27 protein-coding genes are annotated in these 18,400 nt (G+C 29.4%); all 27 read left to right on the top strand.

The genetic code is table 11. The features are described from left to right. The first annotated feature begins 4 nt into the window (after positions 1 to 4). The 27 genes from RDK80_RS12930 to RDK80_RS12800 all read left to right on the top strand — a co-directional run bounded on the left by RDK80_RS12930 (position 5) and on the right by RDK80_RS12800 (position 18,372). Positions 5 to 2,050 (top strand): S-layer homology domain-containing protein, encoded by a 2,046-nt coding sequence (locus RDK80_RS12930; RefSeq protein WP_308524496.1) that lies wholly within the window; start codon positions 5 to 7, stop codon positions 2,048 to 2,050. Then, positions 2,034 to 2,510 carry a prepilin-type N-terminal cleavage/methylation domain-containing protein gene (locus RDK80_RS12925; RefSeq protein ID WP_094900255.1) on the top strand — a complete coding sequence of 159 codons (477 nt, stop codon included), beginning with the start codon at positions 2,034 to 2,036 and terminating at the stop codon, positions 2,508 to 2,510. The genes RDK80_RS12930 and RDK80_RS12925 overlap by 17 nt, the downstream gene beginning before the upstream one ends. Before the next feature lie 14 nt (positions 2,511 to 2,524). Continuing rightward, positions 2,525 to 2,950, top strand: coding sequence for a prepilin-type N-terminal cleavage/methylation domain-containing protein (locus RDK80_RS12920; RefSeq protein WP_094900256.1), 426 nt, complete (start codon positions 2,525 to 2,527; stop codon positions 2,948 to 2,950). Continuing rightward, positions 2,916 to 3,485, top strand: coding sequence for a prepilin-type N-terminal cleavage/methylation domain-containing protein (locus RDK80_RS12915; RefSeq protein ID WP_308524507.1), 570 nt, complete (start codon positions 2,916 to 2,918; stop codon positions 3,483 to 3,485). The genes RDK80_RS12920 and RDK80_RS12915 overlap by 35 nt, the downstream gene beginning before the upstream one ends. Positions 3,486 to 3,500: 15 nt before the next feature. Next, positions 3,501 to 4,532 (top strand): hypothetical protein, encoded by a 1,032-nt coding sequence (locus RDK80_RS12910; RefSeq protein WP_308524495.1) that lies wholly within the window; start codon positions 3,501 to 3,503, stop codon positions 4,530 to 4,532. Positions 4,533 to 4,548: 16 nt separating this feature from the next. Then, positions 4,549 to 4,815 (top strand): late competence development ComFB family protein, encoded by a 267-nt coding sequence (locus RDK80_RS12905; protein WP_216555670.1) that lies wholly within the window; start codon positions 4,549 to 4,551, stop codon positions 4,813 to 4,815. Positions 4,816 to 4,827: 12 nt separating this feature from the next. Continuing rightward, complete coding sequence (locus tag RDK80_RS12900) at positions 4,828 to 5,349, top strand: shikimate kinase (protein WP_308524494.1); 522 nt, start codon at positions 4,828 to 4,830, stop codon at positions 5,347 to 5,349. Between the two features lie 52 nt (positions 5,350 to 5,401). Continuing rightward, a complete protein-coding gene (gene aroQ / locus RDK80_RS12895; RefSeq protein ID WP_308524493.1) occupies positions 5,402 to 5,851 on the top strand; it encodes a type II 3-dehydroquinate dehydratase in 450 nt (149 codons plus the stop codon). Between the two features lie 4 nt (positions 5,852 to 5,855). Further along, on the top strand, positions 5,856 to 6,413 hold the full coding sequence (efp, locus tag RDK80_RS12890; protein WP_094900261.1) for an elongation factor P: 558 nt from the start codon (positions 5,856 to 5,858) through the stop codon (positions 6,411 to 6,413). Between the two features lie 43 nt (positions 6,414 to 6,456). Then, entirely contained in the window at positions 6,457 to 6,786 is a 330-nt protein-coding gene (locus tag RDK80_RS12885; RefSeq protein WP_094900262.1) for a CD1247 N-terminal domain-containing protein, read from the top strand. Positions 6,787 to 6,968: 182 nt separating this feature from the next. Continuing rightward, entirely contained in the window at positions 6,969 to 7,955 is a 987-nt protein-coding gene (spoIIIAA, locus tag RDK80_RS12880; RefSeq protein ID WP_308524492.1) for a stage III sporulation protein AA, read from the top strand. A 1-nt stretch (position 7,956) separates the two neighbouring features. Further along, positions 7,957 to 8,481 (top strand): stage III sporulation protein SpoIIIAB, encoded by a 525-nt coding sequence (spoIIIAB, locus tag RDK80_RS12875; protein ID WP_094900264.1) that lies wholly within the window; start codon positions 7,957 to 7,959, stop codon positions 8,479 to 8,481. A 13-nt stretch (positions 8,482 to 8,494) separates the two neighbouring features. After that, positions 8,495 to 8,689 (top strand): stage III sporulation protein AC, encoded by a 195-nt coding sequence (gene spoIIIAC, locus RDK80_RS12870; RefSeq protein ID WP_094900265.1) that lies wholly within the window; start codon positions 8,495 to 8,497, stop codon positions 8,687 to 8,689. 23 nt (positions 8,690 to 8,712) lie between these two features. Next, entirely contained in the window at positions 8,713 to 9,099 is a 387-nt protein-coding gene (gene spoIIIAD / locus RDK80_RS12865; protein WP_094900266.1) for a stage III sporulation protein AD, read from the top strand. Between the two features lie 11 nt (positions 9,100 to 9,110). Continuing rightward, positions 9,111 to 10,271, top strand: coding sequence for a stage III sporulation protein AE (gene spoIIIAE / locus RDK80_RS12860; protein ID WP_308524491.1), 1,161 nt, complete (start codon positions 9,111 to 9,113; stop codon positions 10,269 to 10,271). Between the two features lie 8 nt (positions 10,272 to 10,279). Beyond that, on the top strand, positions 10,280 to 10,906 hold the full coding sequence (gene spoIIIAF / locus RDK80_RS12855; protein WP_308524490.1) for a stage III sporulation protein AF: 627 nt from the start codon (positions 10,280 to 10,282) through the stop codon (positions 10,904 to 10,906). Between the two features lies 1 nt (position 10,907). Further along, positions 10,908 to 11,492 (top strand): sporulation stage III protein AG, encoded by a 585-nt coding sequence (locus tag RDK80_RS12850; protein ID WP_094900269.1) that lies wholly within the window; start codon positions 10,908 to 10,910, stop codon positions 11,490 to 11,492. Between the two features lie 14 nt (positions 11,493 to 11,506). Then, a complete protein-coding gene (locus RDK80_RS12845; protein ID WP_094900270.1) occupies positions 11,507 to 12,145 on the top strand; it encodes a SpoIIIAH-like family protein in 639 nt (212 codons plus the stop codon). Positions 12,146 to 12,218: 73 nt separating this feature from the next. Then, positions 12,219 to 12,614 carry an Asp23/Gls24 family envelope stress response protein gene (locus RDK80_RS12840; RefSeq protein WP_094900271.1) on the top strand — a complete coding sequence of 132 codons (396 nt, stop codon included), beginning with the start codon at positions 12,219 to 12,221 and terminating at the stop codon, positions 12,612 to 12,614. Positions 12,615 to 12,673: 59 nt separating this feature from the next. Beyond that, positions 12,674 to 13,222 carry an alkaline shock response membrane anchor protein AmaP gene (gene amaP / locus RDK80_RS12835; RefSeq protein WP_308524489.1) on the top strand — a complete coding sequence of 183 codons (549 nt, stop codon included), beginning with the start codon at positions 12,674 to 12,676 and terminating at the stop codon, positions 13,220 to 13,222. A gap of 14 nt (positions 13,223 to 13,236) precedes the next feature. Continuing rightward, positions 13,237 to 13,473: a DUF2273 domain-containing protein gene (locus RDK80_RS12830; RefSeq protein ID WP_094900273.1), complete on the top strand. Its 237-nt coding sequence runs from the start codon at positions 13,237 to 13,239 to the stop codon at positions 13,471 to 13,473. A gap of 36 nt (positions 13,474 to 13,509) precedes the next feature. Next, positions 13,510 to 13,917 carry a transcription antitermination factor NusB gene (nusB, locus tag RDK80_RS12825; RefSeq protein ID WP_094900274.1) on the top strand — a complete coding sequence of 136 codons (408 nt, stop codon included), beginning with the start codon at positions 13,510 to 13,512 and terminating at the stop codon, positions 13,915 to 13,917. 18 nt (positions 13,918 to 13,935) lie between these two features. Further along, on the top strand, positions 13,936 to 15,159 hold the full coding sequence (gene xseA, locus RDK80_RS12820; protein WP_308524488.1) for an exodeoxyribonuclease VII large subunit: 1,224 nt from the start codon (positions 13,936 to 13,938) through the stop codon (positions 15,157 to 15,159). After that, positions 15,149 to 15,382, top strand: coding sequence for an exodeoxyribonuclease VII small subunit (xseB, locus tag RDK80_RS12815; RefSeq protein WP_308524487.1), 234 nt, complete (start codon positions 15,149 to 15,151; stop codon positions 15,380 to 15,382). The genes xseA and xseB overlap by 11 nt, the downstream gene beginning before the upstream one ends. A gap of 2 nt (positions 15,383 to 15,384) precedes the next feature. Further along, complete coding sequence (locus RDK80_RS12810) at positions 15,385 to 16,245, top strand: farnesyl diphosphate synthase (RefSeq protein WP_308524486.1); 861 nt, start codon at positions 15,385 to 15,387, stop codon at positions 16,243 to 16,245. A gap of 712 nt (positions 16,246 to 16,957) precedes the next feature. Beyond that, a complete protein-coding gene (locus RDK80_RS12805) occupies positions 16,958 to 17,554 on the top strand; it encodes a hypothetical protein (RefSeq protein WP_308524485.1) in 597 nt (198 codons plus the stop codon). Positions 17,555 to 17,574: 20 nt separating this feature from the next. Beyond that, positions 17,575 to 18,372: a TlyA family RNA methyltransferase gene (locus RDK80_RS12800; RefSeq protein ID WP_094900279.1), complete on the top strand. Its 798-nt coding sequence runs from the start codon at positions 17,575 to 17,577 to the stop codon at positions 18,370 to 18,372. Positions 18,373 to 18,400: the final 28 nt, after the last annotated feature.

Here is an 18,400-nt window from a genome sequence, read left to right as displayed (position 1 = left end):
AATGATGGGGAAATATAGATTAATATTGATTGTATTGATGATTGCAATGATTTTAAGCAGTATCTATGTATATGCAGATGAAATCAGCATTGATTATAAAAATGGCTATAATGAGGGGGTGCAAAAAGGAAAATCTGATGGAACTTTTACTGGAAATTATGATGCTCAAAATAAGACTAATACAATGAGGCAAACTCTAGAAAGTAATATTGATGATTATGAGAGGGAGTTAAATCTTAAGGGAAGATCTAAAGATTATATTGATGGCTTTAAAACTGGATATGAAACAGCTTTTAAAGAAGCATATTATGCCGCATATAGATTAGAAGATAAAGAAACCATACTTATTTATGGTGCAGAAGATTTTGGTACTATAATGGGAAGGATAGATGGCTATATTGCATATAATTCTGGAAATAAAAATAATTGGGAGAGATATGTCCCTAGCGATAGAAAATTGAGCGATATGTTTGAGTTAAATAGAGAATCTAGAGAATATAGAAATGGCTTTATAGAAGGATTTAGAAGGTCATATAAACTATCTTTTGAAGCTGCATTTCAGGTGGCAAAATTAGGAGAAAAACATAATTCTTATGAACAAGGGTTAGAAGATGGAGATGAATATGCTAGAGATTTGGCTGAGTTAAATGGAAGGAAAGATTATTTACTAGGACTTAGCAATGATTACAGAAGGAATATACCTTCTGACAAAGAGATTATAGATATGTTCAATTTAAATAATGAATCTAATGAATATAAAGATGCGTTTTTGGCAGGATTTGAATTTGGAAAAGACATTAAAACCACAGAAGGTAAAACGGATGGAGGGTATATGCTTTATTACAATGAAGCGTATAGAAGGGCAAATAAAGAAAGTATAGAAACACCTGATTTAAATGGTGAAGAAGGTGGAAGGACCATAGGTAGAATGAAGGGTGAATATGCAGCTATTATAGATATTACATTAGGTAAATCTAACTCATGGACTGGCCACAAGGTTGATGATAAAAATATTGTAGATGAATATGGTCTTCAATTTCAGTCTGAAAATTATAGAGATGCTTTTATAATCGGTTATTGGGATGAGTTTATGAAGTCGTATAATGAAACCTATAAAAAACTTCAACAGGATAGCAATAGAGTTAAGACTCATACAGAAAAGATTTCAATAGATGGTAAGAATAATATTGGAATACCCGAAGATGATAAATTTTTAGTAGATATTGAGGCTGGAACATATTACAATGATGTAATTGTAACCATAGATAGTATTCCTACATCCTATGTGAATCCTAACTCTTCAAGACATACCCAAGCTTCAGGGGTATATGGACTAAAGATCATGAACTTAGAAGGCACATTTGATAAGAATAAAAAAATTACTATTAAATTTAAATCTTATGGGAAGGATGTTAAATATGGTATATACAAGTACCATTATAATAAATGGATTTATATACCATCTAAACAAGATGGAGACTATTTAGTTGCAGATATAAATTTAAATAACATAAGTTTGATGGGAAATATTTATGCTGTAAGAGTTGATAATGAGTTGCCAATTTTCCATGAATCTAGAGGACATTGGGCTAAAGATGAGATAAATACTTATGTTAAGAGAGAAATTATATATGGATATCCTGATAAATCTTTTAGACCGGATAAGGAGGTTTCAAGAGGAGAATTTGTAACTATGCTAAGTAGATTATATGATTGGTATCCTCCATATGATTCTACAAATGTGACTCAGTTTAAAGATTATAAGGAGTTTGGTTATGCAGAAAAAGCTATATCTTATGCAACTTATTACAAAATAGTAAATGGATATTCTGACAATACTTTTAGACCTCACAATCCAATTACCTATAAGGAGGTCGAGATTATAATGTCTAGGGTATTAAATGATAAGGGTATTAAATGGGATTATTTTGCTGATAGAATGCTTTATGAGAAAAAAATTCGCTCCAGTAGCAAAGATAGTATGAATAATAAAATAACTAGAGCAGAATTCACATTTCTGCTGCATCAATTAAATGAATGGCAATATTGATAATAAAAATTGTAATAGCGAATATGGCTATACTCTAGTTGAATTATTAGTTGTAATAGCACTATTTGCTATTGTTTTATCCATAGGAATACCTAGTACAAAAATTATCTTTAATACTCGTGAGAAAAAAGAATTAATGGAGTTTAAAAGAGATATAATCTTTGCTAGAAATAGTGCAGTGGTGGAGAATTGCAATTACATTTTATATGTTTATGTTGATAGGAATAGATATAAAATTGCTAAGGAAGATGGATTAATTGTTACTATTATAAAAGATATTAAATTTTGTAATGGAATAATTATCAAAGGAAATAATTTTAATAGTATTATGAAATTTTACCCAAATGGTACACCAAACAACGCAGGAAAGATTTTACTTACTAATAGTAAAAAAGAGAATATAGAAATAACCATAACACCAGCTACTGGTAAAGTTAATCTTTATATTAATAGTAAATGAAACGAGGCGTTATTATGATCAAAAAAGGATTTACTTTAGTTGAAACTATATTAGGGTTATTTTTATTAGGGTTGATAGCTGTTACTGTTTTACCTATAATTAACTCATCTTTCATTAGATTAAGAAACAACAAATTAAGAATGGAAATGATATATATTGGCGAAATGGCTGTAGAAAAAATTAAGGCTTTTGATAAAGATAAGGCTTCTTATGATTTTATATACGATACAGATATTGTAGAATTAATAGAGTTATTTAGGGCACATAATTCTGTTGAAGTTACTATACCTAAAAAAGAAAGTAATGAAAAATACTATTTAAAAATAGAAAAGAATCAAAAGTCAGACTTATTATGGATGATTTCTATTTTTGTATATCATAATATAGAGGGGAGTAGTGTTGGAGATGTGGAGTACAATACATATCTACCACAAAAATAGAGGATTCACTTTAATAGAAATAATTTTATCATTGGCTATTTGTTCATTAATTATTATACCTATTTTTAGTATTTTAGATCTTTCTATAGAAGCTTGCACCATAGGAGACGAAAAAGACCAGTTAATGATGAATGGCAGATATGCAATTGAATATATAAAAGGAGATATTAGGGCTGCAGATAAGATTATTTCTTCTGATAAGATTAAAGATCTAAAAAAGAAATTTCCTACTAATATTGGATTTATTATTATGATAATTGAAGAAGAGAAGTCTAAAAATATATACAGATATATTACATACCATAGGAAGAACGATAAGCTTGTCAGGATGGCATGCAGTAGAGTAGATGATAAATACCCGCTATATATACATTTTGATGGAAATAATGATCTTTGCGAATTTGTAGATAATATTGAAGATACAAAATTTGATGTTGAGAATTCTATAATTTATTTAGACTTAAAATTCAAATATAATTATGAGAAATTAGATTTAAAATCTGATATCTATATTAGATGTCCTATAGATTATTAATGGTTTGGAGGACTTATGAAAGCTAGAGAAGGATTTATTTCTATAATATGTTTAATTGTTATGCCTGTATTGATGATTATGATACTGTATCTTGAACATACTACTAGATTAGGGCGTTTAATATTGAGATCAACTGAAAATAATATTCAATCCTATTACTCAGCTGAAGGAAAAATTTATATGACACTCCATGAAGATAAATATTATTCTGACCAATTGTATCCAGCTTTAGTAGAATATTTTAGAACCCTACCTTTTTCGAAGCAACCGAAAGATATAACAATAAATAGGGAAGATTTAAAGTTAGGAGATGAATTAGATAAAGTTAGAGTAATTTTAGTAGATAAAGATAATAAAAAAGAATTGCAACTTGTTGCAAAAAGTAATTTTAATGGATTAATAACTACAGTAACATCCTATATAGAACTGATTAATGAGATTTTTGAAGCAGAGAATCCGATTCTTGATGTAAATTCTATAGAGAACAGATATAAAGAGGATTTAATAGACTTACTATTAAAGATATCAAAAGATATTAATATAAATAACTGTAATAAGCCAGAGAATATCTATGGCATGGAATCTTCGAACTTTAACCATATTATTTTGGATAAAAAGGATAATACTTATTTTGAGATAATCTCATTTAGAGAATCGATGACTTTGCCTTATATAGAAACATTCAATAATAAAGAGGTGTTTATTATTATAAGAGAATTTGGAGAAAATCCTGTCAATTTCTATATAGGCAACTTCAATACACCAAAGGAAACTATAAAGCTTTCTGGACTAATATATATTGAAGGCAATATAACCATATCTAAGGATTTTGAATTTACTGGTATAATAATAGCTAGAGATGGAGAAATAAAAATTGATGAAAATATAAGAACTAATATCAAGGGAATAATGATTACTAATAACATAATTAATAATGATTTCATTGAAAGAGACGATATTATATATAGTAGACATTCTGTCTATAAATATGGAACGTATTTACCTGGATTTATTGAGCCAAATCTATATTTAATAAAAAGCGACTAATATGAGGGGGATTATTATGGAACTATATAATTTAATGGAGAATGAGGTTTTAAATGCTATTGATAGCATACAAAAAGAAGTAGAAATTAAATGTCAATGTGAAAAATGTAGATTAGATATAGCAGCTATTGCGTTAAATAATTTAAATCCTAAATATGTTGTAACTGAGAAAGGTTATTTATATGCTAAAGTTAATAATATGAACTATCAATTTAACACCGATGTAATAACTGCTGTGACAAAGGCTATTGAGATGGTGTCTGAAAACCCTAAACATGATTAATAGGTGTTAGATATGAAAAATATTGTTTTAATAGGAATGAGTGGAGTAGGAAAAACAACTATTGGTAAGACATTATCTAAAGTTTTAGATAGAAGATTTGTAGATACTGATGAGCTTATTGAAAGGAAAATGGAAACAGATATAGAGAAAATTTTTTCCTTATATGGAGAACTCTACTTTAGGAAACTAGAGAATCAAATTATTGATGAATTATATCAAGAAGAAAATCTAATAATATCTACAGGTGGAGGTATAGTATTAAATGATAATAATATAGTTAGTCTTAAAAAAAATGGAGTATTAATATTGTTGGAATCTTCAATAGAAAATATAGTAAATAACATTAAGAAATCTAAAACTGTTAGACCGCTGTTAAATGACGAAAGAGACCTATATATAAAGACAAAAATCATGTGTGATAGTAGAAAAGAATTATATTTATCTGCTGCTGATTTTATAATTTGTGTAGATGGCAAGTCAATCGATGAAATTATCTATGAAATTTTGAGAAAATGTGTTAAAATTAACTCTTGAGGTAAATAATAGAGACTGATATAATAAAATGGAAAGTAGAGGATATATGATTATGAGAATACTTATTATTCATGGTCCAAACCTAAACCTTTTAGACAAAAGAGATCGTTCTATCTATGGTAAAGAGTCTCTAGAACAAATTAGTAGACTTATTGAAAATAAAGCTATAGAGTTAGGTATGGAAGTTGAAATCTTTCAATCTAATCATGAAGGTCAGATTGTGGACAAAATTCAGGATATTATGAAATCTGGGTATACGGGGCTAATTATTAATCCTGCAGGATTTACGCATTATAGTATAGTTATAAGAGATGCTATAGAAATACTAGAAATACCTGTAATAGAGGTTCACTTATCTAATATTTATGGAAGAGAAGATTTTAGAAAAGAGTCTGTTATAGCTCCTGTTTGTACAGGACAAATATCAGGTTTAGGATCTATCAGCTATTTAGTAGCTATGGATGCCTTAAAATTATTGAATAAGCAGAATATAGGAGGGTAAAGATATGATATCAGCAAGTGATTTTAGAAAAGGCATAACATTTGAAATGGATGGAGATGTATATCAGATAATTGATTTCCAACATGTTAAGCCTGGAAAGGGAGCAGCATTTGTTAGAACAAAAATAAAGTCCGTAATGTCTGGGGGAACTAAAGAAGTTACTTTTAACCCAACAGAAAGATTTCCAAAGGCACAAATCGAAACTAAGGAAATGCAGTACTTATATAATGATGGTGAATTATTTTATTTCATGGATACTGAAACCTATGAGCAGTTACCTTTAGAGAAGGATGCAGTGGAAGAAGCTATGGTATATTTAAAAGAAAATGATAATGCTACTATTAGGTTTTATCATGGTAAGGCTTTTGAAGTAAATGCACCAAACTTTGTTGAATTAGAGGTTACTGAAACTGAGCCAGGCGTAAAGGGTGATACTGCTTCAGGTGCTAATAAACCAGCTACTGTAGAGACAGGTGCTGTTATAACAGTTCCTTTATTTGTAAATATAGGGGATAAAATAAAGATAGATACAAGAACTGGTGAGTATTTATCCAGAGTTTAGGTAATAATGTTTTTTAGAATACAAAATATTAGGAGGGATAAGAATGGAATATTTAATGCAAAAAGTATCTTATTTAAAAGGATTAGCTGACGGCTTGGGAGTTGATGAGAGCTCAAAAGAGGGTAAATTATTACTTCAAATAGTAGATGTACTAGAAGAATTTGCTGATGTATTAGATGAAACTATTGAAAATCAAGAGGAATTAGAGGAATATGTAAACTTCATCGATGAAGATCTAGCAGATGTAGAAGATGAAATTTATGGAACAGATGATGAAGATTATGATTATGATGAAGACTTTGATTTTGATGATTTTGATGATTACTGTGATGACGAAGACTGTTGTTGTCATTTTGATGGGGAAGATGAATAATAAATTAATTAAAAAAAGTTCTAAGGTTATTTAACCTTAGAACTTTTTTTAATTAATGATTAATAGAGAAAGCTGCTTGTACAATTGTAAGTTAATAATTTAAAAATAAAAGCCTTGGCTTTTATTTTTTTGGAATATATAAATTGTAATTTCATAGAATTGATATAAGGGAGGGACAGGTTGTGTTAAAAAATTCTAGGATATATGACTATGTGGTTAAAAATCTATGTGAGGAATTAAATACAATATTAACTCGAATTCCTTCTAATTATAAGGAAAAAGCAGAGGAAATAAGGCTCCGAAATGGGGGGCCATTAACAATTTCATATGGAGCCAGGGATTATTTCATATCTGCAAATGGCAATATTAGCTGTGATCCATCTAGAGCAGTAATTATTAGAGAAGAGCATATTAAGAATACATTTCAGCTAATTAGTAATTATTCTGTATATGCTTATGAAGAGGAAATTAAGAATGGATATATAACTATAAAAGGCGGTCATAGAGTAGGAATCGGTGGCAAGGTTATATATGGCTCTAATGGAGTTGAAACTATAAAGAATATTTCTTCATTAAATATAAGAATAGGGAGAGAAGTTCTGGGGGTTTCTGATAATATGATTTCCTACTTAGTTAAAAAACCCAGAATATTTTACAATACCCTAATTATATCGCCGCCTCAATGCGGAAAAACAACATTGCTACGAGATATAGTTAGAAACTTAAGCAATGGATTTGGAGCGTTAGACTCTCAGGGATTTAAGATCAGTGTAGTTGATGAAAGATCAGAAATAGCTGGAATGTATAAGGGAATGGCCCAGAATGATATAGGAATCAGGACAGATATTTTAGACGGATGCTTAAAGTCTGATGGTATTATGATGGCGATTAGATCTTTATCACCAGATATAATAGCTGTAGATGAAATAGGTAATAAAAGGGATGTAGAGGCAATTAATGAAGCACTGAGGGCAGGTATAAAGTTTATAGCTACAATTCATGGAAGTAGCTTAGAAGAGGTAATGAATAAATCTAGTATGAAGGAGTTATTTGAAGAAAATATATTTGAAAGATTTCTTATACTTGACAGATCAAAAGGAGTCGGAACAATAAAGGAAATAATAGATGGTTTTAGTTTTAAGCCTATTTACAGTGGAAAGAGTGATTAAAATGATTTTATTAAAGTTAATGTCTTCACTATTGATTTTCCTAACTTCTAGTACTATAGGATATCTTTATGGAAAGACTTTTTCATCAAGATTAGAAAATCTAATATATTTTGAGCAGTGCATTAAGATGTTGGAAACAGAAATAGTATATGGAGCGACACCACTGCCAGAAGCCTTATCCAATGTATCTAAAAAAGGAAAAAGTAAGGTTTCTTATATATTTGAAGAGATAAAAAGTGATTTACTACTGAATAAGAGGGAGGGTGTATATTACAGTTTTTTATCAGTTGAGGACAAATTGTATGAAGATTTTCATTTAATAAAAGAAGATGTAGAAATATTCTTAGCTTTAGGTAGAGTTTTGGGAACGTCCGATAGAACTGATCAGCAGAAAAATTTTATACTGATTTTAAATCAGATAGCTGCTCAAATTTTAGAGGCAAGAATTGAAAGAAATAAGAATGAGAAATTATATAGAAGTCTAGGAGTCATAACTGGAGCAGGAATAATAATTTTACTGATATAGGGAGGAAAAGGGTATGGAAATAGATCTAATTTTCAAGATTGCGGGACTTGGAGTAGTTATAGCTGTCTTAAATATGATATTGGATAAGTCAGGAAAGGAAGAATATGCTTTTTTCACTACTTTATTGGGGGTAGTCATTGTCTTAGGTATTGTAATAAATCTAATTAGCAAGCTCTTTGATAATGTAAAAGTATTATTCAGATTGTAATACTGTTATAAGGAGAATATGAGATGGAAATCATTAAAATAGTAGGTATTGGAATCGTGGCTACAGTATTTATCATTATTTTAAAAAGTACAAGACCAGAATTTGCTTTATATATAAGCATATTAACTGGTGTAGTTATTTTCACCATGATTTTAGGAGAATTATCCTATGTAATACAGACTTTGAATACTTTAGCTAGAAGAGTAAATATAGAATTTGCATATTTTTCTACAATTCTCAAGATAATTGGAATGGCTTATATAGTTGAATTTGGAGCACAGATATCACGAGATGCTGGAGAAGATAGTATTGCTATGAAAATTGAACTAGGTGGAAAAGTTATAATTATGGTTCTTGCAATTCCTATCCTTTTAGCTCTTATGGAGTTAATTATAAAAATACTTCCGTGAAGGTGAAACATATGAAAAAAAATTACATTGTTATTTTTATTATATATTTACTAATATTTGGAAGTACAGTTTATGCTAATGATGGTAGTTCATTTATTATGGATGAACAAATAGATATTTTAAATATCGGTGATTTAGAAAAAATTGTAGAAGATACAATGAGAGAAAATGAACTTTTACCAAAGTTTAATACCAAAGATTTTTTGCTAGGTTTAATAAAAGGTGATGTGAAATTTACTTTTAAAGATATCGTTAAAAATATTGGGTTATTATTTTTTAAGGAACTGAGAACATCATTAATTTTACTAGCTAAAATTCTTATTATTACACTAATTTCTTCAATATTGACTAATCTTCAATCAACTTTTGAGAATGCTTCTGTTGCAGAATTAGCAAATTACATTTCATATGTTTTAATTGCGATCTTGGTAATCAGTAGTTTTACTCAAGTAATGGAACTTGCAAAGGAGACAATAGACAGAATGGTTGGGTTTATGCAAGCAATTCTTCCAATTTTACTTACTCTACTCACTGCAGCATCAGGACCTAATACCAAAATGCTGTTTCATCCAATGATACTTATGACGGTAAATCTTATTGGAATTTTAATAAAAACTATAATTCTACCTTTGATTTACTTCTCATTTATTATAAGTATTATAAGCAATATATCAAATAGAGTAGAGTTTAGTAAGCTATCTGAATTAGGTAGACAAGTAATAACCTTTATAATCTCTGGTGCTCTTACTTTATTTATAGGTATAATTACTATTTATGGTCTAGGAACAAAAATAGATGGATTGACTATAAGAACAGCAAAATTTGCTGTAGATAAACTAATACCTATTGTAGGAGGCTTTTTATCTGATGCTGTTGAAGCTGTAGTAGGTTGTTCTGCAATATTAAAAAATGGCCTTGGATTTATTGGACTTCTGATCTTATTATTTATATGTATTTTACCTGTTATTAAGATTTTAGTATTGCTGTTTACTTATAAACTAATAACAGTAGTTATACAACCAGTAGGGTCTAGTAATTTAGTTGAATTTTTTAATCAAGTTGGAAAATCTTTGCTACTTATTCTAGTTAGTCTTATTTCTACTGGAACAATGTTTTTTATTACTATAACTATTATTGTTGAGGCAGGAAATAATTTACTAATGTTAAGGTAGGTGAATATATGTATGCAATATCTTTTGTAAGTACATGGTTAAAGGATATAGTAGTTTTATTTATACTTATTTCAATTGCAGAGCTTATAATGCCTAAGGGGAATATGAAAAAATATATTAATATGGTAATAGGATTGTTAATCATATTTACAATTATCAGTCCATTTGCAAAACTTTTAAAATTAAATTTTAACTTTGAACAATCAGTGTTTAACTACTCTAAGCCAAATATTTTTGACAATGAGCAAAACAATGAACTTTACACCCAGCAGGAGAAGCAAATAGAAAAAATATACAAAGAAAAAATATCAAAGGAGATAACAGGATTGATTGAAGAAAAAACTAATTACAGAGTAGTAGATATCGTAGTTGGAATAATAGATAAGGAAGAAAATTATGGGGAAATAGACTATTTAAATATTCTTGTAGGGGAAAAGGAAGAGATTACAGATAAAAGTAAAATTCATGTTGGAAAAGTAAAAACGATTGAAATACAAAACAATATAAAGGATATAAAATCATTAGATGAAGATTATAAAGATTTAACAGACTTAAAAGATTTAATATCTAACAACTATTTAGTGGATAAGGATAGGATAAATATAGAAATAGATAAAAAGGGGAAAGGTGAATAAAATGAACGAAATATTAGATAAAATAAAAAAATATCTAGAAAAAATGAATAATAAAAAGTTTATTAATAATTTATTCATAATACTGCTTATATCCATCATATTTTTAATTGTAGCTAATGTTTTTCTAGGATCTAAAACTGAAGAAATTGATAACAGTAATGATCAATATCTGAAGGAGACTGATTATAACTTAGAATCAGATTATAGTGGCTATCTAGAAAGAAAATTAGTTACTATTCTTAGCAAGCTAAATGGTGTAGGGAAAGTAAGTGTCATGGTAACTTTAGAAAATAGCATAGAGAAAATAACTGCTGCTAACACCACAAAGACTACAGAAAATACTGTAGAAAATGATTCAGAGGGAGGGACTAGGGAGGTACATAGGGAAGATATAACTACTCAAGTAGTAACTAGGGGGAATGATGGTTCACTGTTAGTAGTTAAAGAAATTAAACCCACTGTACAGGGCGTTATTGTAGTTGCAGAGGGTGCAAATGACCCTGAAATAAAAGAAATGCTTTATGATGCTGTGAAAACTGTATTAGGAATAAAGGGGAATAAGGTTCAAGTATATTCAAGTAAATAAGGGGGAGAATAATTATGTTTAAAATTAAAAGACCTGCAATTATTGGATTATTAGTTGTATTGTTAGTATTTACAGGATATTTAAATCATCAATTAACACAACAAGCTCAACGTAAATCTTCAAAAGATTATCAAAATCATGAATTAATGGAATTAGCTAAGAATGAAAAATACCAAGAAGATATAGAAACAGGTATGACTGAGTTAAATATTGACCCTGCTGAAGAAGTAGATATAATAGATTCAACAAAGACTGAGGGAAATGATGCACTTGAAGCAATGTATACAGAAGCTAGTAAAAACATTAAAAATTATTTTGTTGAGTATAGACTATCTAGGGATAAGCTGAGAGCTTCTTTAGTTGATAGATTAGATATAATCGTTAATAATAAAAACACATCTGAAGATGTAAGAAAAGAGGCTCAAATGGAAATAATGAAACTTGGAAACAACTCAGAAAAAGAACTTCAAATTGAAGGGCTGATAAAGGGTAAAGGTTTTGATGATGCAATTGTGTTTTTAACGGATAAGGATATAAAAATAGTTGTATCAAGTGCAGAACTAACAGAGCAAGATATGATAAAAATCCTGGATATAGTAAAATCAGAGACGGATTATGATAATAATAATATTAAAATAATGAAAAAGCAATAGAAATGTTTGTAAATGATATTATCCTCTGATATAATAGCCTTAAGAACTTATAGTTGTATGGAGGTGTTTAATTTTGGCTGATAATTATAATGATGAGAATATTGAACATGGTACAGTAAGAATCTCAGATGATGTTATTGCAATCATTGCTGGGGTTGCTGCTACTGAAGTTGATGGTGTAGCAGGTATGAGTGGTGGCATTACTGGCGGAATTACTGAAATGTTAGGTATGAAGAACTTATCTAAAGGTGTCAAGGTAGAAGCTGGTGAAAAAGAAGCTGTCATAGATTTATATATTATTGTGGAATATGGTTCAAAAATCTCTGAACTTGGTAAGAATGTACAGGAAAATGTTAAAAATACAGTGGAAACTATGACAGGTCTAAATGTTGTAGAAGTAAACGTAAATATTCAAGGTGTAAATATTCCAAAGGAAAGAAAAATAGAAGTAGAGCCAAGAGTAAAATAGTATATTTACCCTCTGTAGACCAGAGGGTAATTTTAAATACTGGGAGAGGGGATATACTGATGAAGATCTTAGATAGGTTAATTATTGCTTTATTTGCTTTATGTATATTAGTATTGTCTTTTTGTATTATTGTAATTCCTTTTAATATTTTTGGGCCTTTATCTATAAATAGTATTATTAATATGGTTGCTAATATGAATAGAAACTATTATTATACTTTAGCGGGGATAGTTTTACTTATTGCTAGCATAAGAATTATTTTTTCTGGTTTTTCTAGAAAAGATAATAAAACTGAAGGTTCATATTTAGTTACAACAAATGAATATGGTGAAATTATTATTTACGCTAACACAATAATTGGACTAGTACAGAATGTAGTTGATAAATTTTCAGGGATGAATAATATTAGAACTAGTGTAAATCTTTTAGAAGGACAAATTAAAATTGAGCTTATGGGAGATGTTTTACCAGAGATTAATATTCCAGAGGTTACTAAAGAGTTACAAGTTATGGTAAAAGAGTATATTGAAAATGCAACTGGAGCAAAGGTAGCAGAAGTGAAGGTAAAAGCAAACAATGTAGCGGCACCTACTAGGGTTGTAAGGTAAATGGGGTGTTGTATATGGGTAAACAAATGTTAAATGACCTTTTAGAATTAGTTAGTAATAACAAAGGAAAATTTTTTGGTGCTTTATTAGGATTCTTATTAGGTGTTGTAATTCTTATTATTGGTTTTTTTAAAACCATGTTTATTTTTATATGTACTTGTATAGGATATACTTTAGGAAGCAAATCTTATAAAAATATTAACTTTAGAGAATTGTTGGAAAAAGTACTTCCTCCAGGTGGCAGAAGTTAATATATTATTATAGTTTTAGATTTGTAGGAGGGAAAAATGGGAAGAAAGCAAGCAAGAGAAGGAACAATGAAAATACTCTATCAAATGGAAATAAATGAGGATTTTTCTGATGAAGCATTAGGACTATATTTTAATAATTTTCCTTTTGATGAATTGGAAAAGGAATATATTTTAGATGCGATGACTAAAATAAAAGAAAATTTAGAGTCAATTGATAAATATATTGAATTATATTCAGAAGGATGGAATTTAAATAGACTAGCAAAAATTGATTTAGCAGTTTTACGTATAGCTGTATATGAAATTCTATATAGAAAAGATATACCAATAGAAGTGTCTATTAATGAAGCCATTGAAATTGTAAAAAAATATAGCACAGAGGAATCTTTTAAGTTTATCAATGGAGTATTGGGTGGATTCGTTAGAAATATTGATAAAAAATAAATACTATGGAGATAAGATATGGATATACGGCCTCTAAAGGTAAGTGAAGTGAACTCTTATATCAAAAGAGTATTTCTAGGAGATATGATTTTATCTAATTTAAGTGTTGAAGGTGAGATATCAAATTTCAAACATCATTACAGCGGGCATATGTATTTTAATCTTAAAGATGAAAAGGGTAAAATCAAAGCTGTTATGTTTAAAAGTGATAATGGGAATTTAAAGTTTAATCTTGAAGATGGGATGAAAATTATAGCAACAGGTTATGTTTCTTTATATGAAAAAGAAGGAGATTATCAACTTTATATCAGACATATTAAGGAAAGTGGATTAGGGAATTTATATAAAGCTTTTGAGGAACTAAAGAAAAAATTAGAGTCTGAAGGAATGTTTTCAGAATGTGACAAGAAGCCTATTCCATTTATGCCAAAGAAGATAGGAGTTGTTACTTCGTCTACTGGTGCTGCTATAAGAGATATAATTACTGTAATTAAAAGAAGATTTCCACCATGTAATATACTCATATATCCATCTTTAGTACAAGGCTCACAAGCACCTATGGAAATTTGTAAGGGACTTAATTATCTAGATAGTAGAGAAGATATAGATCTTATTATAACTGGTAGAGGTGGAGGTTCTATAGAAGAGCTTTTCGCTTTTAATGATGAAGAAGTTGCTAGAACAATTTATAAATTAAGAACTCCTGTTATATCTGCTGTAGGTCATGAAACAGATTTTACTATAGCAGATTTTGTTGCTGATTTAAGAGCGCCTACGCCATCAGCAGCGGCAGAACTTTCGGTGCCAGATATTTGCCATTTAAATAGTGAATTGGAAAGTAAATACAATAGATTAACTAAGTTAATGCTTAATCTTATAGAAGATTATAGAATAAAGGTCAAACATTTAAATGCAAATCTTAAGTTCTATAATCCTATGAATCAGCTAAGAGATAAGAGACAAGAAATAGATAGTTTATTTAGAGATTTAAATTATATAGTAGAAAAAAAACTTATGGGTAAAAAATCAGAGCTATTAGACTTGAAAAATAGTCTTGATTTATTAAATCCACTTTTAGCTTTAGATAGAGGTTATGGTATTTTAATTGATAGCCAAGGGAAGATAATTAAATCTATTGATGATACTACAATAGATGAAGAAATTAATATACTACTGAAAGATGGAAAAATAAGGTCCATAATAAAGAGTATTGATAAGGGGGAGCTCGTAGTTGAAAAATAAGGATTTAACTTATGAGGAAGCTATTTTAAAATTAGAGTCTATACTAAAAGAATTAGAGGAAGAGAATTGTACTCTTAATGACTCCTTAGATAAATTTAAGAAAGGTATGGACATATATAATTATTGCAATGAGTTATTATCTAAGGCAGAAGGTGAGATTAAAATTTTATTAAAAGATGATAATGGGAATATGGTAGATATTGAATTCCCTATGGAGGGATAAATATGGAAAATGAACTAAAAAGTTTAATTTCAATTATTGATCAAGAACTTAAGAAAAGATTTAAAGATAGAAATGGTTATCAAAAGAGAATCTTTGAAACTATGGATTATAGCTTATTTACAGGAGGTAAAAGACTAAGACCTATAATGGCTATTAAATCCTATGAGATGTTTGGCAAAGATATTGAGGAAGTATTACCCTATGCAGTAGCTATTGAGATGATACATACATATTCTTTAATCCATGATGATCTTCCAGCTATGGATAATGATGACTTTAGAAGGGGAAAACCAACTAATCACAAGGTATTTGGTGAAGCTATGGCAATACTTTCTGGTGATGGCTTGTTGAATTCTGCTTTTGAAACTATTGCAGATCATATGGAAGAACTTAAAACTATAGATAACTATAAAAAACATATAAGAGCATTTAAAGAGATTAGTAGATATGCAGGTGTATATGGTATGATAGGCGGGCAAGTGGTTGATTTGTTTGCCAATCATGATACGATGGCAGAAGATAAACTAATGTTTATGTATAAAACAAAAACTGCGGCTTTAATTCAATCTGCTTTGGTTACAGGTGCAATTGTTGGAGAAGCTAAAGAAGAGGAAATTGAATCCATAAGAGAATTTGGATTAAATCTTGGATTAGCTTATCAGATTAGAGATGATATTTTAGATATGAATCAGGATAAAGATATAAAAAAACTAACATATTTAACATTTCATGACATTAATAAGGCTAGAATTGCCGCTCGTGAATATAGCAACAAGGCTATTGATGCCTTAATGACATTGAAAAATAGAGATATTAATTTTTTAGTTTCTCTAACAGAAGAACTGGTTAAACGTGATAATTAGTATAATCTCAATTGAATTTTAGGAAAAATTATGCTATAATATTTTTAGCTTGAGTGGTACAGTATTCTAGTCAGCACAACTATTCTAGAGGGCGGGGCTAAAAATCCGTCGAAGGGCATATCGATGAAGTTCTTTGTTTCGGCTTGCGACGCCCAGTCGTGGGTCCTTACAGGGAGTAAGAGGGATGGGGCGATCTGCAATGGCATGCAGGCGATGACCCTACTCTCGTGGAGACATGATATTCCATATTTTAAAAGACATATCATGATAAACCTGCTATGTATATATTACTAGAAGCAGAGTAGCCTGCCTTGAGTGAAGTATGGCGGATGATAAGTTCAACTTGAGATATTAAAGGGCCCGATATATCTTAAGTTCTGTTATCGAAACCTATTTTGCAAAAGAGGCTAAGGAATAGAATGGCTGCAGAGGAAAACTCCTAGACTGTTCTAAAAGAGGTAAGTTGTGGATTACAGTGCGGACTAAGTGGCAATCCAGTTTTATCTTTGGCGACAAGATGATAATAGAATTAAAGGGAAACCGCTGTTATGGCGACAGACAGTTTTTATTAGGGAAATCCTGCTGGACCTAAAGCCGTAAGATTTACACAGTTTACTACCACTCTTATAGCTGATAGCTTGTAGCTATCAGCTTTTTGCGTATATACTATTATTAGTTTTCGTATAAAGGGTCATGGAGGGAACACTAATATATGAATAAAAAAGAAGAAGAAGGAATTTTTACTAGATATAATTTAAAATGGGTGTTTTTTATAAGTATATGGACTTTTATTATGTCTATTATTGTTTCGGTTATTACTGAGAATTTAGTTACAAATTTAGATATTGCAGCGGCATTCATCGTTTTAATTGTTATTATTTTAATAGGAATTATTTTTGATATTATAGGAATAGCTGTAACTACAGCAGAAGAAAAACCTTTTCATGCTATGGCAGCTAATAAAGTTGAAGAAGCAAAATTTGCAATAAAACTTGTTAGAAATGCAGGGCAGGTATCGAACTTTTGTAATGATGTCATAGGAGATATTAGTGGTATCTTATCTGGTGCAGCAGGTACTACAATAATATATAAATTGATGAATAGATATAGTTTAGTAGATGGTACGATGCTTACAATAATAATTACTTCTTTAATAGCTGCATTTACAGTAGGAGGCAAGGCTTTTGGTAAATCAATAGCACTATTTAACTATGAAAGAATTATTTATAGTATTGCTAAAATATTGAATCTAATAGAGAAAAGGCTTGGGATTGATATATTCCCTAATAAGAAAAAAAATAAAAAGTAATTTATTTGGAGAGATGATAAGTGAAAAAAAGAGCGGATGTAATTTTATATGAAAAAGGTCTAGTGGATTCTAGAGAGAAGGGAAAGAGAGTAATAATGGAAGGTTCAGTCTTTATTGGTAACCTTAGAATTGACAAACCTGGAGAAAAATTAGATGAAGATGTGGAAATTATTATTAAAGAGAATCCCAATATATATGTGAGTCGTGGTGGTTTAAAGCTTGAAAAAGCTATTGATAGTTTTGATTTATCCTTACAAGATAAAGTAACCATGGATATTGGATCTTCTACGGGAGGTTTTACAGATTGTATGTTGAAAAATGGAGCCTCAAGGGTTTTTGCTGTTGATGTAGGTTACGGTCAGCTGGATTGGAAGCTACGAAATGATTCTAGAGTGGTAGTTATGGAGAGAACCAATATAAGAAATGTAACAAATGAAGATATCGGAGAAAAAATAAATTTCATCTCTATTGATGTATCTTTTATCTCTTTACGTTTAGTTCTACCTGTGGCAAAAAATTTATTAGATGAAAATGGAGGAGTAGTTGCCCTAATTAAGCCACAGTTCGAAGCTGGAAAAGATAAAGTTGGAAAAAAAGGTGTTATTAGAGACAAAAAAATACACTTTGATGTAATAAAATCTGTAATGCAATTTTGTCTTGAGATTGATTTGGGTATTTATGGATTAACATACTCACCTATAACTGGTGCAACGGGAAATATTGAGTTTTTAATTTACTTAAAAAACAATATAAATAATATAATAGATGATGAATCAATTTTTGCAGTTATTGAAGAAGCTCATAGTACTCTTAGTTAAATGTAATTTTATTAATTTGGGGGTTTTT

It is taken from the genome of uncultured Tissierella sp. (genome assembly GCF_902479755.1).
GTDB classification, from domain to species: domain Bacteria; phylum Bacillota; class Clostridia; order Tissierellales; family Tissierellaceae; genus Tissierella; species Tissierella carlieri.
The sequence above is the reverse complement of the archived record's forward strand: the minus strand, read 5'-3'. Positions and strand labels throughout refer to the sequence as shown.

Excerpts from the sequence above, each read along its gene's own strand:
- RDK80_RS12930 (WP_308524496.1), top strand. The coding sequence starts at position 5 with ATGGGGAAATATAGATTAATATTGATTGTATTGATGATTGCAATGATT.
- RDK80_RS12925 (WP_094900255.1), top strand. The coding sequence starts at position 2,034 with ATGAATGGCAATATTGATAATAAAAATTGTAATAGCGAATATGGCTAT.
- RDK80_RS12920 (WP_094900256.1), top strand. The coding sequence starts at position 2,525 with ATGATCAAAAAAGGATTTACTTTAGTTGAAACTATATTAGGGTTATTT.
- RDK80_RS12915 (WP_308524507.1), top strand. The coding sequence starts at position 2,916 with ATGTGGAGTACAATACATATCTACCACAAAAATAGAGGATTCACTTTA.
- RDK80_RS12910 (WP_308524495.1), top strand. The coding sequence starts at position 3,501 with ATGAAAGCTAGAGAAGGATTTATTTCTATAATATGTTTAATTGTTATG.
- RDK80_RS12905 (WP_216555670.1), top strand. The coding sequence starts at position 4,549 with ATGGAACTATATAATTTAATGGAGAATGAGGTTTTAAATGCTATTGAT.
- RDK80_RS12900 (WP_308524494.1), top strand. The coding sequence starts at position 4,828 with ATGAAAAATATTGTTTTAATAGGAATGAGTGGAGTAGGAAAAACAACT.
- aroQ (WP_308524493.1), top strand. The coding sequence starts at position 5,402 with ATGAGAATACTTATTATTCATGGTCCAAACCTAAACCTTTTAGACAAA.
- efp (WP_094900261.1), top strand. The coding sequence starts at position 5,856 with ATGATATCAGCAAGTGATTTTAGAAAAGGCATAACATTTGAAATGGAT.
- RDK80_RS12885 (WP_094900262.1), top strand. The coding sequence starts at position 6,457 with ATGGAATATTTAATGCAAAAAGTATCTTATTTAAAAGGATTAGCTGAC.
- spoIIIAB (WP_094900264.1), top strand. The coding sequence starts at position 7,957 with ATGATTTTATTAAAGTTAATGTCTTCACTATTGATTTTCCTAACTTCT.
- spoIIIAC (WP_094900265.1), top strand. The coding sequence starts at position 8,495 with ATGGAAATAGATCTAATTTTCAAGATTGCGGGACTTGGAGTAGTTATA.
- spoIIIAD (WP_094900266.1), top strand. The coding sequence starts at position 8,713 with ATGGAAATCATTAAAATAGTAGGTATTGGAATCGTGGCTACAGTATTT.
- spoIIIAE (WP_308524491.1), top strand. The coding sequence starts at position 9,111 with ATGAAAAAAAATTACATTGTTATTTTTATTATATATTTACTAATATTT.
- spoIIIAF (WP_308524490.1), top strand. The coding sequence starts at position 10,280 with ATGTATGCAATATCTTTTGTAAGTACATGGTTAAAGGATATAGTAGTT.
- RDK80_RS12850 (WP_094900269.1), top strand. The coding sequence starts at position 10,908 with ATGAACGAAATATTAGATAAAATAAAAAAATATCTAGAAAAAATGAAT.
- RDK80_RS12845 (WP_094900270.1), top strand. The coding sequence starts at position 11,507 with ATGTTTAAAATTAAAAGACCTGCAATTATTGGATTATTAGTTGTATTG.
- amaP (WP_308524489.1), top strand. The coding sequence starts at position 12,674 with ATGAAGATCTTAGATAGGTTAATTATTGCTTTATTTGCTTTATGTATA.
- RDK80_RS12830 (WP_094900273.1), top strand. The coding sequence starts at position 13,237 with ATGGGTAAACAAATGTTAAATGACCTTTTAGAATTAGTTAGTAATAAC.
- nusB (WP_094900274.1), top strand. The coding sequence starts at position 13,510 with ATGGGAAGAAAGCAAGCAAGAGAAGGAACAATGAAAATACTCTATCAA.
- xseA (WP_308524488.1), top strand. The coding sequence starts at position 13,936 with ATGGATATACGGCCTCTAAAGGTAAGTGAAGTGAACTCTTATATCAAA.
- RDK80_RS12810 (WP_308524486.1), top strand. The coding sequence starts at position 15,385 with ATGGAAAATGAACTAAAAAGTTTAATTTCAATTATTGATCAAGAACTT.
- RDK80_RS12805 (WP_308524485.1), top strand. The coding sequence starts at position 16,958 with ATGAATAAAAAAGAAGAAGAAGGAATTTTTACTAGATATAATTTAAAA.